Here is a 15,576-nt window from a genome sequence, read left to right as displayed (position 1 = left end):
ACAATGGCATCGGCAGCACATGCGGGGAACAGAGGCGGCTCACCCGCCGCGAACCCCGAAAATCTCGAGTCGGTCTACCGCAAGGTGACATGGCGGCTCCTTCCCTTTCTGATGTTCCTGTGGATCCTGGCATGGATCGACCGGGTGAATGTCGGTTTCGCGAAGCTCACCATGCTGCAGGACCTGCAGTTCAGCGAAACCGTTTACGGTCTCGGTGCCGGCATCTTCTTCCTCGGCTATTTCTTCTTCGAGGTGCCGAGCAACATGTGGCTTGAACGGATCGGCGCCCGCGCCACGATCGCCCGCATCACCATCGGCTGGGGTATCATCTGCGTGCTGATGATGTTCGTCACCCAGCCCTGGCAGTTCTATACGCTGCGGTTCCTGCTCGGCGTGTTCGAGGCCGGCTTCTATCCCGGCATCATCCTCTACCTGACCTATTGGTATCCATCGCTGCGTCGCGCCAGGGCCTTCGGCCTCTTCATGTCGGCCTCGGCTCTTGCCGGCGTCATCGGCGGCCCGCTGGCAGGCACGATCATGACGCAGCTCGGCGGCGCCAACGGCTGGGCCGGCTGGCAATGGGTGTTCCTGCTCGAAGGCATCCCGTCGATATTCGCCGGCATCGCCACCATCTTCTATCTGACCGACAAGCCTGAAAAGGCGCATTGGCTGACCTCGGAGGAAAAGGCCCTGCTCATCCAGGACATCGAGCAGGACAAGAAGGCTCTCGGCCATCGTGAGCACAGCGTGCTCAAGGCGCTGAAGAACCCGACCGTATGGAAATTCATCGCCATCTATTTCTGCATCATCATGGCGAACTCGACGCTGACTTTCTTCGGCCCCTCCGTGGTACGCGAAATCGGCTTCTCCAGCCCTGCAACGGTCGGCTGGATCATGGCAGCCATCTATCTCGGCGGTGCGGCGGGCATGATCCTGAACGGCATTCATTCCGATCGTACTTCGGAGGTGCGCTACCACTGCGCCTTTGCAGCACTCGCAGGTGCCACCGGCCTGATGGCCCTGGGTTTTGTCCTGCCGGCCAGCGCTGCCCTGTCGCTCGCTGCCCTGGCGCTTGCGATCGTCGGCACCATGTCCGCAATCCCGGTCTTCTGGCAGATGCCGAACCATTGCCTGGCGGGTTCGGCTGCGGCGGTCGGTATCGCGCTCATCAACTCGGTGGCGAACCTCGCCGGCTTCGGCGCCCCCTACCTCATGGGCTACCTGAAGGACACGACCGGCGTCATGACCCACGGGCTGTGGCTGGTGGCTGCCGTCGAGGCGTTGACCTTCGTGCTGATCGTCGGTTTCGTCAGCAAGGTCAGCCGGCAAACGCAGCAGCCTGCGTAGAACAAATCCGACAAGACCTCGCGCGTTGCGGGTTCTGACCGGACGAGAAATGTATCGGATCATCGTGGCTTTGCTCGATGGTCCGATATTGCATCTGCGGCGTGCACAGCGCGTGAGAGGCCGACACGGCCAAGGATTTCGGCAGGCCCAATCTGCCTGCGGCCGGCAGGTCCGGTGCCCGGTCTCGACGGTAATTCTCAGATTTTTTCATATTTTTTCTGCGCAGTGGATGAGAACCCGCGCTCGCTCCGTATATGCGGGTATGGATTCGAAGAAAGGCGCCTTTGATATTATTGGGCAGTTGGCTGCGCTGCGGCGCTATGCCCGCTCGCTTGCGCGCAATTCGCCGGACGCCGAGGATCTCGTTCATGACGCTCTCCTGAGAGCCTACGAACGACGCTCGACTTTCCGGTCTGGAGCGAACCTTAGAAACTGGCTTTTCGCGATCGTTCGCAACACGCATATCGACCGCTTGCGATCCACGATCTCTCGTGGCCAGCGTGACGACCAGACGGCGCAGGAAGCCGGATCGTCTTACCCCGCCCACCAGGAGCACAGCGTGCGGCTGGCTCAGGTCCGCGAAGCGTTCATGCTGCTTCCGCAGGAGCAGCGCGAGGCCTTGCATCTCGTTGCCGTCGAGGACCTCTCCTATCAAGAGGCTGCCGACATACTCGACATTCCCGTCGGGACTTTGATGTCGCGCGTCTCCCGCGCAAGGGCGAGCCTGAGAGACTTCGAAAACGGAACGAAAAAGCCCAACCACCTGAGGCTTGTCGGAGGCGATAATGACTGACGTCGACACGATTATCGATACCGATCTCGATGCCTATGTGGACAATCAACTCGATGCGGCCGGTCGGCTTCGGGTTGAGACCTGGCTTGCCAGGAATCCTGATGCGGCCGCCCGTGTCATGGCCGATCTCGGAATGCGGACCACGCTCAAGCTGGCGATGACATCGGATGTCGTTGCCGGACGCCCCGAGACGCGCGAGGCGGCTCGCCGCCTTTCGTCGGGACTGGCGAATGCGCGCGTGTGGAACGCCCTGCAGAAGGTGGCGGCGGTCGGCTTGATGATTTCGGTAGGGTGGATTGCCCATTCGTCCGTCGGTCCGAGCGAAGTCAATGCCTCGGCCCATCCGCCGGCTTTCGTGGAATACGCTATCCGCGCGCATCAGACTTCGCTCGTCAGGGCGGGAATGCCGTCACAGCCGGAAGTGCAAACCTACGACCGGGACGACATTCGTGCCGCGACCGCCATCGTCATGCCGGAGCTTCCGAAGGACTGGAACGTCGTCGACGTCCAGGTATTCCCCTCGGATTTCGGGCCTAGCGTCGAGACGAGCGTCAAGACCGATGCAGGCACACTCATATCACTCTTCGCCGGCAGGCCGGGGCACTTCGCGGTCGAGCCCGTGAAGGACCTCAATCTTTCCAACGCCGAGGCTGCCTGGTGGCAGGTCGGCGAGGTCGCCTATGCCGTCGTCTCAACCACGCCGGGCATCGGCCTCAGCGATGAGGCCGAGCTTCTCAAGAACTCACTTTACTGAGGAAACCTTCATGCATTCGAACCAGAACCGCTTCGGCGGCATGAGCCAAGCTTCTGCCGCGGCCCTCGACGAAGGCCTTCGCCAGCACATGCAGCGCGTTTACAACTATATGGGCCTCGGCCTTGTCGTGACGGGACTTGTGGCCTTCATCGTCGGCACCACGCCGGCACTTTACGTGCCGATCTTCTCCACGCCGCTGAAATGGGTGGTGATGCTGGCTCCGCTCGCCTTCGTCTTCTTCTTCTCCTTCAAGATGCATTCGATGTCGGCGTCGTCAGCGCAGATGACCTTCTGGGCCTTCTGCGCCGTCATGGGTCTATCGCTGGCCTCCATCTTCCTGGTCTTCACCGGAGCCAGCATCGCCCGCACCTTCTTCATCGCCGCCACCATGTTCGGTGCGACGAGCCTCTACGGCTATGTAACGAAACGCGACCTGGCGAAATTCGGCTCGTTCCTGATCATGGGCCTGATCGGCGTGATGATCGCCTCGATCGTCAACATCTTCCTTGGTTCGAGCGCTCTTCAGTTTGCCGTCTCGGTGATCGGTATCGTCGTCTTCGTCGGCCTGACTGCCTGGGACACGCAGAACATCAAGGAACAGTATGCCGACAATTTCGACCAGGAATCCCAGCAGAAGCTCGCGGTTTTCGGTGCCCTGTCGCTCTATCTGAACTTCGTCAACATCTTCCAGCTGCTGCTCAACTTCACAGGTCAGCGTGAAGAGTAATACCCGCAGATAGCAAGGAACATATCTCATGGATCGCAACGACCAGCAGGCCATTGACGGCCTGTTCTCTAAGCTCGCCCATGTCGAGCGCCAGTCTGGCCCGCGCGACGCTCAATCCGACCGCTTCATCCAGGAACGGATCAGCGCGCAGCCGGGTGCACCCTATTACATGGCACAGACCATCGTCGTGCAGGAGCAGGCGCTGGAGGCGGCTCAACGCCGCATCGAGGAACTGGAGGCGCAGACCGCGCAGAGCCAACAGCGCGGCGGCTTCTTCTCCTCGATGTTCGGCAGCAACGCCGCCCCTCAGCGCCAGGCGCCGAAACAGCCCGGATATGGCCGTGCCGCACCCAGCTCGCCATGGGGCAACCAGAACCAGGCCTACGGCCAGCCGATGCAACAGCGTGCCGGCAGCGGCTTCCTCGCCGGCGCAGCGCAGACCGCAATGGGCGTCGCCGGCGGCGTTCTGCTCGGCAACGCGATCGCAGGCATGTTCGGCGGAATCGAGACTCAGGCTGCTCAGCCCAGCGCCACGGCTGCGGAGCCGGAAGAGCCTGCGGACGATATGGATTTCGGCGGCGACGAAGACATTTGACGCCGCTTTCGGCTTCCGGGGACCATCCCCCTCCCCCGGAAGCCGGCCCACTCAGAGACAACCTTTTCTCATGACCCCACCTGCGCCCAAGCTACAGCCTACCCCCTGTCCGGTTCCGATGACCCTCCATCTTCCCGGATGTGGAGAATGCGCAGATCTCGGCTTGCTGTCTGCCTAACTTTCCCTGAGATGGCCGCAACATCGATAAGGTCACGATCAGGGCGCTACACATGGTTACTTGAGCATGGCAACCTGCCGATGTTCAGCAACGGTCAACGCTGCCCTTCGTCCGGGAATGCCGAAGAGTAACGCCGGCGTCGCCCGGGGGCCGCTCGCAGCGTTGCTTCGAGATGAGAGGCTCGGCAAGCCTGTGGATGATCGCGCCCGTGGGCCGGCAAGCGGAGCTTGAGGCCAGCGCTTGCGCTTCAGAACGATCGCGGCGCTGGATCCATTAGTTTCACGCTGCCGGAGGTGACCTGGTAGATCGCGCAGGTTCGCTCGACGGAACCACTCTTTTCGAAGCGGAAGGCTGCGGCCGCGCCGATGAAGCCGTTTGGAGACCGAAGGCTCTCCTGCGTGATGGCGGTTTCGCCCTGGCTGCGCACCAGGCCGGCGGCAAGCGCGATCACGTCGAAGCCATAGGCCGCATCCGTGCCTGCGGCCCGCTCGTATCGATCGAGATAGCGCGAGGTCATCCGGGAACCATTTTCAGGACCAAACAGACAGAGAAAGCTGCCCGCGAGCTCGGGGCGCTTGTAAGCGGCATTTGCCCAGCCAGAACTTCCGACGACCATCGCGTTCGGTTTCAGATAGCCGTTGGCCTTCAGTTGCGACAGAGCGCCGACATCCGGATCTCCCGATCCGACCAGGAGCACGCCATCGGTGTCTTTCAATGTGGTCTTGGAGGCCGCGTCGCCGGTGAATGCCGTGGTCCCCGTCACGGCGACGAGCGCCGGTTTGATGCCATAGCCGGCAAGTCCGCGATCGAGCCTTTGCCGCTCGGCGGCGGAGACGTCGCCCGGCAAGAGCACGACGAGCCGCTTGCGCCCGGACGCCACCGCATAGGACGCGCCCTCGACGGCGCTGTCGATGCGGTCGGACACGAAAGCGAAAGTGCCGGCCGGCCGCTCGGCGCCGTTGCCCCGCAGTACCAAGAGCGGCGCACGGGAAGAGCCGAGACCCTGGCGCACGGTGCTGACAGGCACGTCGGCGACCGACAGCGCGACGAGCGCGACGTTCTGGCTGGCAAGCCGCTTCGCCGCCTCTTGAATCTGCTGTGGCGAACCGTCGGTATTTTCGACTAGCACCGAGAGCTGGCCGCCACCCACCTCGTCGATGGCGAGCGACGCGCCGTCCCGGATATCGCGTTCGCGTACCGTTTCGCCTGACGGCGCCATCAACGCCGTGATGAGCGCGATCCGCGTTGCGCCCCCGCCGAAGGTTTCCTGCGGCTTTACCGCATGTTCGGCCGCGCGCCGCGCATGCCTCGCCTGCGGCGATTCCACGTCGAGAACGTCCTGGGGCGTGGGGGCGCCCTGACAGCCCGCAAGCGTACCGAGTGCGAGGACACCAAGGGCTAGCCACTGCCGACAGGACGACAGCCGCCTTGTCGGTGAAACGACAGCATCGGACATGACGATCAATCCGCCTGTCTCAATTCATGAAATTCCGCATCTTGGAATAGAAGCAATCGCACTTGGCGATGTAGTCCTCGTCGCGCCAGTTGGACTGCAGGTAGCCATAGGCCTTGCCGCAGGCAACCTTGGTCTCGGACGCCCAGACGAAAGTAGGCCGCGTCGAGGAGATCCAGTGCGGATCGTCGGCGACCGCGATTGCCTCGTCCATGCGCGACACGACCTCCTTGGTCAATGTCGCGACATCCTGGTCAACGGTGAGCGAGGATTGGCTGGCTTCAGCGCACTGCCGCGCGGCTGGCGCGTAGTCGACGATGAGATCGGCCGCGAAACCTGAAACGGGCATAAGAGCGACCATCGCCCCCACCAGCATGCTTCTGATCATGAAAAGATTCCCCCTGGAAAATGCGGTCCCCGGATGATTACCGAGAACCGCCGTACTGTCGAGATCGACGTAGCGTTTATGAAACGTCCTGTGTCTTCGGCGCACCGTTTTCGGTGAACAGGATCTTCACCACCTCGGTCGAAACCTGGAAGTCTTCCAGCACCGCGACCGTGTGCCAGGCGGAAGCATTGCCAGCGCTGCCATCAGTATCGACCTGTAGATTGGCGTTCAGTCCGTCCTGGACCACCTGGACGAAGTTGCCGTCGAGGTTCGTTCCCGTGGGCAGATTGCCAAGCAGAGCCGTCAGATCGACTGTATCGCCTTCGGCGTAGTTGTAGTCGGTGATGACGTCATCAATGCCGGGGAGTAAGGAGTCTGCGTCGATCACGAACGTGTCAACTCCTGCGCCACCGCTAATATGGTCGGAGCCGGTCCCACCATAAAGGATGTCATCGCCCCCATTACCATAAAGAAAATCGGTTCCGGCATTCCCATCGAGCGCGTTGTCAGATGAATTCCCGTTAAGTGTGTCGTCTAAATCCGAACCGATAATGTGCGGATTTGGTGACGTAGCGGTTGCAGTTTGCCCACTAGCAGCAAGCGAATAGTCTTGAATGCCCTGCCCCGCCGCCGTGAGTGTGACGTCTATGCTACTCGACGCCCTATCCCCGTCACCATCGACGACTTCGATCGGCACGTCAAAGGAGACTGGCTTGGTGGTTGGTACGGCAGCGCCGAATTGACCAAGTTTGAAGGGGTCCCCCGCAGCCCAAGTATATTCGACGCTATTGTAGCCGTTCGCAGTAAAGATACCAATCTGTGTTGACTGGCTATTGTCTCCGTACACGTTCCCGACGCTGACCGAACCGTCGAGATTTTCGCTAACCGTGAACGTGTGTCCGCCGACGGTGATCGTGTAGGTCTGCTGGAGTGCGGGTGTCAGGTCAACGATTTGGCTCGAGCCGTTGTAAGCTATGACAACGGCCGTGACAGCATCTTTACTGCCGTTACCTACTATCGTGTCACCGTCCGGGTCGTCAAATGCGGTAATCTTGACCGTGCTGCCATCTGAGATGAAGCTAGCGGTTGACCCGTTGACCGTGTAGTGAGCATCGAAAACATGGTCGCGCTTCAACAGAACATCGTAGTCGCCACCACCAGTGCCGCTTGGATCTCCCCTAAGGTCAGTCACGAAATCAATTCGGAATGTCTCGCCATTACCGACGCTTCCTCCCCCACTGACACCCCCAGAGTTGGCCGAGGTGTTGATGGTACCAGCCGGAAGACCGTTGATCGCGGGCGTGAGCAGCAGATCCGGGCTGTTATTGTCAATTGGATGCGAGACGGTCTCGCCTGCAGCGATGAAACCGGCCCACGGAGCGTTGCCACCAACGAAATCGTAACTGCTGCCACTGAATGAAACATTTGTGGTGCTGTCAACTTTCCCGTTCATGTCGACTGAATAAGTGGCATTGGTGGGATTGAGATTGATAACGAAGATTGAAGTCGCACCGGCGAAGCCCGTGAGGGTGAGCCCGTCTGGAGAGACGTGATACACAATCGGAACGCCATTAGCCGTTAGGCCGCTAGCTTGGCTTCCAAGTGAACTGGGGAACCGCACAGTACCAGCGCCGTCAGCGCCATAGTTGTTGTTGAGCGTTCCGTCCTGATCCAGTTCAAAGATAACGGGACTTCCTGCCGCATTGGTGACGATCGCGTGGTCGGGTAAGACGGCCAAAGGCGCATCGTCATTGAAGGCGACAGTCAGTGTGCCATTGGCAACCGAGTTGTCTGCGTCGGTGACGGTGTAGCCGAGRCCGACCGAGACATTGTCCTCGCCRTTCGGGCCGGCCGTATGCAGCACGTTATCCTTGAGCTCGACCGTATAGGCACCTGTAGCCGACCGTGAACAGCACGCCGCGCGGGCCCGTTGCCGTCAGCGTGTTGCCGCTCCAGCTGTAGTTTACCGTCTCCTGTCCGATCGTACCGCTCGTGCCATGCAAACCGGCAAACGAGAAGCCGTTCGTGCCCGCACCGTCACCACCGACAGCGCCRCCGAGCGTGCCGGAGAAGRTCGCTGCACCGGCAACCGGAGCCGGGTTGGCGCCAGCCAGACCGTCATCGTCGACATTCGCAGACGCCACGCCGCCCGTCGGCGTGTTGGCATCCGTYACCGAGAAGCCRAAGTTTGCCGTCGACGTRTCRCCGTCRCCGTCCGTCACCGTGTAGGTACCGTTGACCGGCAGAGATGCTCCGACCGTCGGAGCATCCGCCTGGAACTCGTAGCTGCCGTCGGCCTTGACCCGGATCGAGCCYGCRCCGACRTCGATCCATGCGGACCAACCGGTGACNNGCATCGAAAGCACCGACCGRRGYGCCRTTGATCTGYGTCAGCGTTGCKCCATCCGCRCCAGMYGCAAAGTCGAACGWGCCRCTGATCGTCGTGCCTTCCGAGACGTTCCCACCGGCTTCGCTCGACGCCAAAGGTACGTCGTCGGAGACGGAGACCGAGACAGTGCCTTCGGCCGTATCGCCATCGGTATCGGCAGCGATCACCTTGACCGAGCCGAGGCTCGCAAGGTCGTCGGCGTTGATGCCGGGGTGGCTGGCATAGTTATCGTTCAGGGTCGCCGTCACCGTCGCGCTGTCGCCGTTGCGCACCAGGTCGAGGGTGACGATCGCAACACCACCGGCACGGCCGATAATCTGCGTGTCTGAGACGCGATCCCAGGTCAGTGCCCCGGTCAGGCCGCTGGTGTTGCCGAACGCGATCGTCGCGATCGCATCCGAACCGGCCGTAAAGCCGATCGTGCCGCTGCTCGTGTCCGAACCGGCCGGCGTCGAGCCGTCCGCAAGGTTCTGGTCGTCAAGCGTCAGCGAGGCGGAGGCGGCAAGCGGATCGACCGCCGGGCCAGCACCATCCGTCACCGTGATCGTCTGGCTGTCGCTCGTCGTGTCACCGTCGGCATCCGTGGCCGACAGCGAGAAGGTGACATTGACGCCACCAGCATTGTTGAGGTTGCTGGCCGCATCGAACGACCAGGTCTTGTCGGCATTGACCGTCAGCGTGCCTTCGGCAAGCGTGAACACCACCGACTGACCTGCCGTCAGCGCCAGGGTGTGGGTGGTGTTGCCGACCGTGACGTCCACGGTGCTGACACCGTCAGCGCCGGCCGAAAGCGTCCAGTTGCCGGCAAGCGCCTGGCCCTCGACCACGTTGGACGAGGCCGGATCCGTGATGCCGATTACCGGAACGTCGTCGGAGACCGACACGTTCACCGCGCCCTCGGCCGTGTCGCCGTCCGTGTCGGAGGCGATCACCTTGACCGAGCCGAGGCTCGCAAGGTCGTCAGCGTTGATGCCGGGGTGGCTGGCGTAGTTGTCGTTCAGCGTCGCCGTCACCGTGGCGCTGTCGCCGCTGCGCACGAGGTCGAGCGTGACGATCGCAACGCCGCCGGCGCGGCCGACGATCTGCGTGTCGGAGACGCGATCCCAGGTCAGCGCCCCGGTCAGGCCGCTGGTGTCGCCGAACGCGATCGTCGCGATCGCATCCGAACCGGCCGCAAAGCCGATCGTGCCGGCGCTCGTGTTCGAACCCGGCGTCGAGCCGTCCGCAAGGGTCTGGTCGTCGAGTGTCAGCGATGCGGTTCCCGCCTCCGCTTCGATCGACGGACCACTACCATCGGTGACGGTGATTGTCTGGCTGTCGCTCGTCGTGTCACCGTCGGGGTCCGTGGCCGACAGCGAGAAGGTGACGTTGACGCCACCGGCATTGTTGAGGTTGCTGGCCGCAGCGAACGACCAGGTCTTGTCAGCATTGACCGTCAGTGTGCCTTCGGAAAGCGCGAACACCACCGACTGACCTGCCGTCAGCGCCAGGGTCTGGGTGGTGTTGCCGACCGTGACATTCACGGTGCTGACACCGTCAGCGCCAGTCGAAAGCGTCCAGTTGCCGGCAAGCGCCTGGCCCTCGACCACGTTGGACGAGGCCGGATCCGTGACAGCGCCAGTCGAAAGCGTCCAGTTGCCGGCAAGCGCCTGGCCCTCGACCACGTTGGACGAGGCCGGATCCGTGATGCCGATCGAGGGAACGTCGTCGGAGACCGACACGTTCACCGTGCCCTCGGCCGTGTCGCCATCCGTGTCGGAGGCGATCACCTTGACCGAGCCGAGGCTCGCAAGGTCGTCGGCGTTGATGCCGGGATGGCTGGCGTAGTTGTCGTTCAGCGTCGCCGTCACCGTGGCGCTGTCGCCGTTGCGCACCAGGTCAAGCGTGACGATCGCCACGCCGCCGGCGCGGCCGATAATCTGCGTGTCGGAGACGCGATCCCAGGTCAGTGCCCCGGTCAGGCCGCTGGTGTCGCCGAACGCGATCGTCGCGATCGCATCCGTACCGGCCGCAAAGCCGATCGTGCCGGCGCTCGTGTTTGAACCCGGCGTCGAGCCGTCCGCAAGGGTCTGGTCGTCGAGCGTCAGCGATGCGGAGGCCGCAAGCGGATCGACCGTCGGGCCAGCACCGTCGGTGATGCTGATCGTCTGGCTGTCGCTCGTCGTGTCACCGTCGGCATCCGCGGCCGACAGCGAGAAGGTGACGTTGACGCCACCGGCATTGTTGAGGTTGCTGGCCGCAGCGAACGACCAGGTCTTGTCGGCATTGACCGTCAGTGTGCCTTCGGCAAGCGCGAACACCACCGACTGACCTGCCGTCAGCGCCAGGGTCTGGGTGGTGTTGCCGACCGTGACATTCACGGTGCTGACACCGTCAGCGCCAGTCGAAAGCGTCCAGTTGCCGGCAAGCGCCTGGCCCTCGACCACGTTGGACGAGGCCGGATCCGTGATGCCGATCGAGGGAACGTCGTCGACGATATCCACGCGCAGCGTCGCCGTACCGATCGCGCCGTCAACGTCGGTGACCCTCAGATTGAAGGTATCCCGGTCCTGCTCGACATTTGCGCCCGGGCCGGAGCCAGTAACGGGGCTCGTCAGTTCATAGGTATACTGCGCCGCGCCAGTGGCGGGGTTGTACGCGGTGATGGTCAGCACGCCGAACAGGCCCACGACCGATTGGCCGACGAGTCCGCCGATTGTGAAAGTCTGGCCGTTGATCGTCAGGCTGGCGACATCGCCCAGGCCGTCCGGATCGGAGATCGTGAAGATGCCATTGACCGAAGCGCTGCCATCGCCTGCGCGCGATCCGCTGGCGAGGCCAGCTTCGTCGACCTGCCGGTCGCTCACGAGGATACCGCTGGGATCGCTGCTGCCGCCATCGGGGATGATCGACGGGTTGTCATTTGGGTCAAGCGTAAAGGGAAGAAGCTCGGTCGCCTCGAGGGTCGGAAATTCCAGGGCGGTCGGCGGCAACAGACCGATAACCGGTCCGGCCTGGCCAATGTCCGCGTTGGCGTCACCAAAACCGCCGCCGCTGCTCTGGTTCGAGACGACGCTGATGCTGCCATCCGGACCCGCTGCAACGTTGATGCCGTTTTCGCCGAGCACGGCCACCAGGGTTTCGCGCGGGATTTCAGCATCGCCGATGACGAAGGTCGGAACCTTTAATGCGGCGTTGTGAATGGTGATCGTCGAGCCGTCCGGCTGTTCCAAAACGATATCGGTACCGACGACCTTGATTTTCTCGATCGACGCGCCTGCGGGCAGGTGCACCACGTTCGAAGCATCGGCTGTGACCGTCGCGGGCATGGGCGGCGTCTGTGGCGCTGTCTCGGCGCCTTTCACCGGCGCTCCGGTTGCCGGGTCGACGAGCTGGGGTTCTCCCTCTGCTCCCGTCGCCGCCTGCGCCACCAGTCGGTCAGCCTTGCCATCCGGCGCGTTGCGGAACTCGATTGCCTCTGCCTGCGTAGCGGCGGCTTCGTTCGAAATTGTGGTGCCTTCGGTTGCCATAGAAATACCCCTCGACCTTTGCGAGCAAGAAAACACCAAGCTTTTTGGAGCGCAATCGGGGGCTGAGGGATTAGCGAAAAACAGCATAATATATTATGTTAATACCCAAAATTGGTGAGCTTAGTACAAATTTAGTATTTCTGGTCATTGGTCCATAACCATCTTCCGCGCGGGCACGGCGACTCGAAAGAGTGGCCCCGAAATCGTGCTCGGCGACACCTAAGCCCTTCCATTGGTTCGACGTGCAGGCTTATCGCTTAGGGAACCTCAAGAAGAACTGCGAAACAAACGGTCGCGGTTTGCAATCCACGCGACATGCCGCCAATGACGATGTTATTGGTGTGTCTACAAGGTGGGCTGGCGACCTGATCCGAAAGAATACACAAGTATAAAATTTGAATAAAATTTTACACAAAACGTATTGTTCCGAAGCACACTAAATAATACATACCGCTTTACCGGCATTTTTCTTTTCATTCGTACAGTGTCCTCACGAAACCGAGAGACACGGCAATGAACAAGAACAGCTGGATGCACTGCGGAAAATACCTGAAGACTTCGGTGTTCGCGATCGGCCTGGTGTCGCTATCTGCGACATCATCCGTTCAGGCGGGCCAGTCCGGTATGCTCCACGCTGGTCTCTTCCAGCAGCTGCTGAGCATGGCAAGCCCCCTGGCAGCCGTCGCCACGGAGACGATCAACACCTTGTCGAAGCAGGCTTCCGAGGCTCTGAAGAGCCGGCAGGTGCAGAAGGTGGCGGTGACTGCGCGCCCGAGCCTCGGCGGCCAGGCAGCGGCAGAGTCGGAACCCTCCGCCGTGTTCCATTCGGTCGCCTTCCGCGTCTCTTCAATCCCAGTGGCGCGCAAATGGAAGACCGTATATCCGGCAGTCGTGGCGGCGGACTTCAACGGCTGCGCACAGGAGAGTGGTTGTGCCGCCCGCGGCATTCTCGGCAAGGCGATCGAAAACGCCAACGGTCTTGCATTCCGCCAGAAAATCAGCGGCATCAACCGCACGGTGAACCGGATCGTGCGCTACCAGCCGGACGCGGAGAACTACGGCTCCAAGGACTACTGGGCAAAGCCGGATGAAATTCTTGCCCGCGGCAAGGGTGACTGCGAAGACTATGCCATCCTGAAGATGGCTGCCTTGAAGGCGGCCGGTCTGCCGTCAGAGGCCATGTCGATCGTTGTACTTCGCGATGTCCGGCGCAACCTCTATCACGCGGTGCTCGCAATCACGACGAGCCAGGGCCACTTCATTCTCGACAACCTGAGTGACGAGGTGAAGCTTGACCGCGCGCTTCCGAGCTATCAGGCGCTCTTTTCGGTCAGCGCCGATCGCTCCTGGATCCATGGCATTAAAACGACCGGTGATAAGGTTGCGTCTGCCGCACCTCTCGCGGATGTCATGCCCGGCGAGGGCATTGCGGTTCGCTGAATGTCGGCTCCAACGTCGATGCCTTCCCTAAGCAGGCTATGAATGCCGCCCAGCCGTCATCGCGGCAGGCAGCACTTCCGAGCGCTCAGGCCAGGATGAAGCCGATGATTACATCCTGGTCGGCCAGCGGGGCCAGTGCGGCGTTGAGTTTGCCGCGCGTCACCTGCCCCTGCACGCCGATGGTGAAGCCCGCGGGCTGCGGCTCGCCTGGAGCTGCCTTCAAACGACGGACAAGATCGACGAACTGAACATCGAATGCGAGCCTCAAGCCGCGCGCCGGCTGCGGTTGCTGCGACCGCAGCACCCGCGACTGGACGAAGGAGAGGAACGCGGGGTTGAAGGCGACGATGTTCTTGTTTCCCGTGAGGGCAAAGGCAGGCGTTGGGCTGGCGCGCACCTGACCGGCGACGATCGCCAGATTGCTGCGTTGCCTCGCACCGATAAGCTGGTCGCGCATGTAGCGCGTGGCGACATAGCGCAGTCGCGCCGTCAAATTCCCCTCGCCTTCAAGCTCTCGTTCACAAGCTGCAACGATATCCGCAAGTCTTCGTCCCTGCCGCGCGGCAAGCTCGCCAAGACACTGCCAATAGATTTCCTCGAGCTTGATCCCGCGGCGCTGACCGCCAACGGTGACGACGCGGAACCGCAGCGCGCTCAGGTCCTCATCGGACGGTGGAGGCTGCGTTTCGTTCATTCATCAGCGCTCCCGCAGGGCTTCCTCACGCGCCTTGTTGATCGGCTTCATCAGATAGGCAAGGATCGTCTTCTTGCCCGTCATGATATCGACCGAAGCGATCATGCCCGGCATGATGGCGTATTCCCGCCCGTCCTTCACCAGCGCAGCCGTGTCGGTTTTAACGCGCACGAGATAATAGGTCTCGCCATTGTTCTGGTCGACGAGACTGTCGGCGCTGACGGTTTCGACGATGCCGCCGAGGCCGCCATAAATCGAGAAGTCATAGGCGGAGACCTTGATCAAGGCCGGTTGGCCCGGACGCACGAAGGCGACGTCGCGCGGCGAAAGCCGCGCCTCGACGAGCAGCGTCTCCGACGTCGGCACGACGCCGCCGATCACTGCGCCCGGCGTCACATAGGCACCGACCGTGTTGACATCCAACGTATTGATGATGCCGTCGACCGGGGAACGGATGTCGGTGTTGGCGACCCGGCTGGTCGCCCCGCGGATCGTTTCGTCGATCACGGAAAGCTGCGAGAGGGCCTCCGTTTTTTCGGCCAGGGCCTCCTGCTTCAGTTGCAGGGAGAGTTCGGTGACCTGCAGCGACGCCTCCTCGAGCGCCGCCTCCAGCTTGCCGACCGATTGCTTCCAGAGGGCGAGCTGTCCCCGGGTGTCGGTCAATTCCTTTTCGACCCGCAGCAGCTCCGTTTGAGCGATGAGCTTGCGTTTGGCCATCGGCTCGATAAGTCCCTGTTCCCGTTCCGTGACCTGCAGGCTCTCGGTCAGCCGGGTGATGTTGGCTTGCGCCTCCGCCAGTTCCTTCTGACGCTGGCCCTCGCGCGCCTGCATGACCGACAGCTTGTTATTGAAGTTTCCAGCCTTCGCCTGGAGCAGTTGCTCCTCGTTGGCGCAGATAGCCGGTGCGACCTTGGCGATATTCTCGGGGCAATTGTACTTGGCGTCGTAGGCCCCACTCTCTTCGAGTTCCAGCCGCGCTATCTGCGCGCGTAGCGACCGCGCCTTTGCTTCGAGCTCGCCAAGCGAGGAGCCGCTGGCCGTATCGTCGAGCCGCAGGATCAGATCGCCGCGACGGACGACCTGCCCGAGCTGCACGGCGATCTCGCGCACGATGCCGGGCTCGCTCGACTGGATGATCTGCGTCTTCGAGACGGGAATGACCTTGCCTTCACCACGTGCGATTTCGTCCACTTCGGCAATCGCCGCCCAGGCGACGAAACAACTGATCAGCAGGCCAATGACAAGCAGTCCGGCGCGAGCGGCGAGCGGCGGTTTCTCAGTCATGCTGTCCCCTCCCGCCGCTTGCGGA

At 62.0% G+C, this 15,576-nt stretch carries 11 protein-coding genes and 1 pseudogene; 6 read left to right on the top strand and 6 right to left on the bottom strand.

The features are described 5' to 3' along the window. Positions 1-3 precede the first annotated feature (3 nt). The 5 genes from ASE60_RS09710 to ASE60_RS09690 all read left to right on the top strand — a co-directional run bounded on the left by ASE60_RS09710 (position 4) and on the right by ASE60_RS09690 (position 4,216). Positions 4-1,347: an MFS transporter gene (locus ASE60_RS09710; RefSeq protein ID WP_057249649.1), complete on the top strand. Its 1,344-nt coding sequence runs from the start codon at positions 4-6 to the stop codon at positions 1,345-1,347. Between the two features lie 262 nt (positions 1,348-1,609). Continuing rightward, positions 1,610-2,140 (top strand): sigma-70 family RNA polymerase sigma factor, encoded by a 531-nt coding sequence (locus ASE60_RS09705; protein ID WP_057249647.1) that lies wholly within the window; start codon positions 1,610-1,612, stop codon positions 2,138-2,140. Then, positions 2,133-2,894 (top strand): anti-sigma factor, encoded by a 762-nt coding sequence (locus tag ASE60_RS09700; RefSeq protein ID WP_057249645.1) that lies wholly within the window; start codon positions 2,133-2,135, stop codon positions 2,892-2,894. The genes ASE60_RS09705 and ASE60_RS09700 overlap by 8 nt, the downstream gene beginning before the upstream one ends. Before the next feature lie 10 nt (positions 2,895-2,904). Beyond that, positions 2,905-3,621, top strand: coding sequence for a Bax inhibitor-1/YccA family protein (locus ASE60_RS09695; protein ID WP_057249643.1), 717 nt, complete (start codon positions 2,905-2,907; stop codon positions 3,619-3,621). A gap of 28 nt (positions 3,622-3,649) precedes the next feature. After that, positions 3,650-4,216, top strand: a complete 567-nt coding sequence (locus ASE60_RS09690; protein ID WP_057249641.1) for a DUF2076 domain-containing protein — start codon at positions 3,650-3,652, stop codon at positions 4,214-4,216. 425 nt (positions 4,217-4,641) lie between these two features. Here ASE60_RS09690 and ASE60_RS09685 read toward each other — a convergent pair whose 3' ends face one another. The 4 genes and pseudogenes from ASE60_RS09685 to ASE60_RS09665 all read right to left on the bottom strand — a co-directional run. Beyond that, positions 4,642-5,850, bottom strand: a complete 1,209-nt coding sequence (locus ASE60_RS09685) for an ABC transporter substrate-binding protein (protein ID WP_156414618.1) — start codon at positions 5,848-5,850, stop codon at positions 4,642-4,644. A 19-nt stretch (positions 5,851-5,869) separates the two neighbouring features. After that, the gene (locus tag ASE60_RS09680; protein WP_057249636.1) at positions 5,870-6,235 is read right to left on the bottom strand and encodes a hypothetical protein; all 366 of its coding nucleotides are present in this window, start codon (positions 6,233-6,235) and stop codon (positions 5,870-5,872) included. Positions 6,236-6,311: 76 nt separating this feature from the next. Then, positions 6,312-8,099: a type I secretion C-terminal target domain-containing protein gene (locus tag ASE60_RS09675; RefSeq protein ID WP_057249634.1), complete on the bottom strand. Its 1,788-nt coding sequence runs from the start codon at positions 8,097-8,099 to the stop codon at positions 6,312-6,314. Positions 8,100-8,588: 489 nt separating this feature from the next. Beyond that, positions 8,589-12,133, bottom strand: a pseudogene (locus ASE60_RS09665) (hypothetical protein); the annotation flags it as partial. Positions 12,134-12,646: 513 nt separating this feature from the next. On the opposite strand from ASE60_RS09665, the gene ASE60_RS09660 reads away from it, so the two are divergent. Next, entirely contained in the window at positions 12,647-13,573 is a 927-nt protein-coding gene (locus tag ASE60_RS09660; RefSeq protein WP_244495581.1) for a transglutaminase-like cysteine peptidase, read from the top strand. Positions 13,574-13,658: 85 nt separating this feature from the next. On the opposite strand, the gene ASE60_RS09655 is transcribed toward ASE60_RS09660, so the two are convergent. After that, a complete protein-coding gene (locus ASE60_RS09655) occupies positions 13,659-14,267 on the bottom strand; it encodes a ribbon-helix-helix domain-containing protein (protein ID WP_057249625.1) in 609 nt (202 codons plus the stop codon). Positions 14,268-14,270: 3 nt separating this feature from the next. Next, complete coding sequence (locus ASE60_RS09650) at positions 14,271-15,551, bottom strand: HlyD family type I secretion periplasmic adaptor subunit (RefSeq protein ID WP_057249622.1); 1,281 nt, start codon at positions 15,549-15,551, stop codon at positions 14,271-14,273. Between the last annotated feature and the right edge of the window lie 25 nt (positions 15,552-15,576).

Origin of the sequence: Ensifer sp. Root278 (genome assembly GCF_001429285.1) — a bacterium.
GTDB lineage: Bacteria > Pseudomonadota > Alphaproteobacteria > Rhizobiales > Rhizobiaceae > Ensifer.
This window is presented reverse-complemented; position numbering and strand designations above follow the sequence as displayed.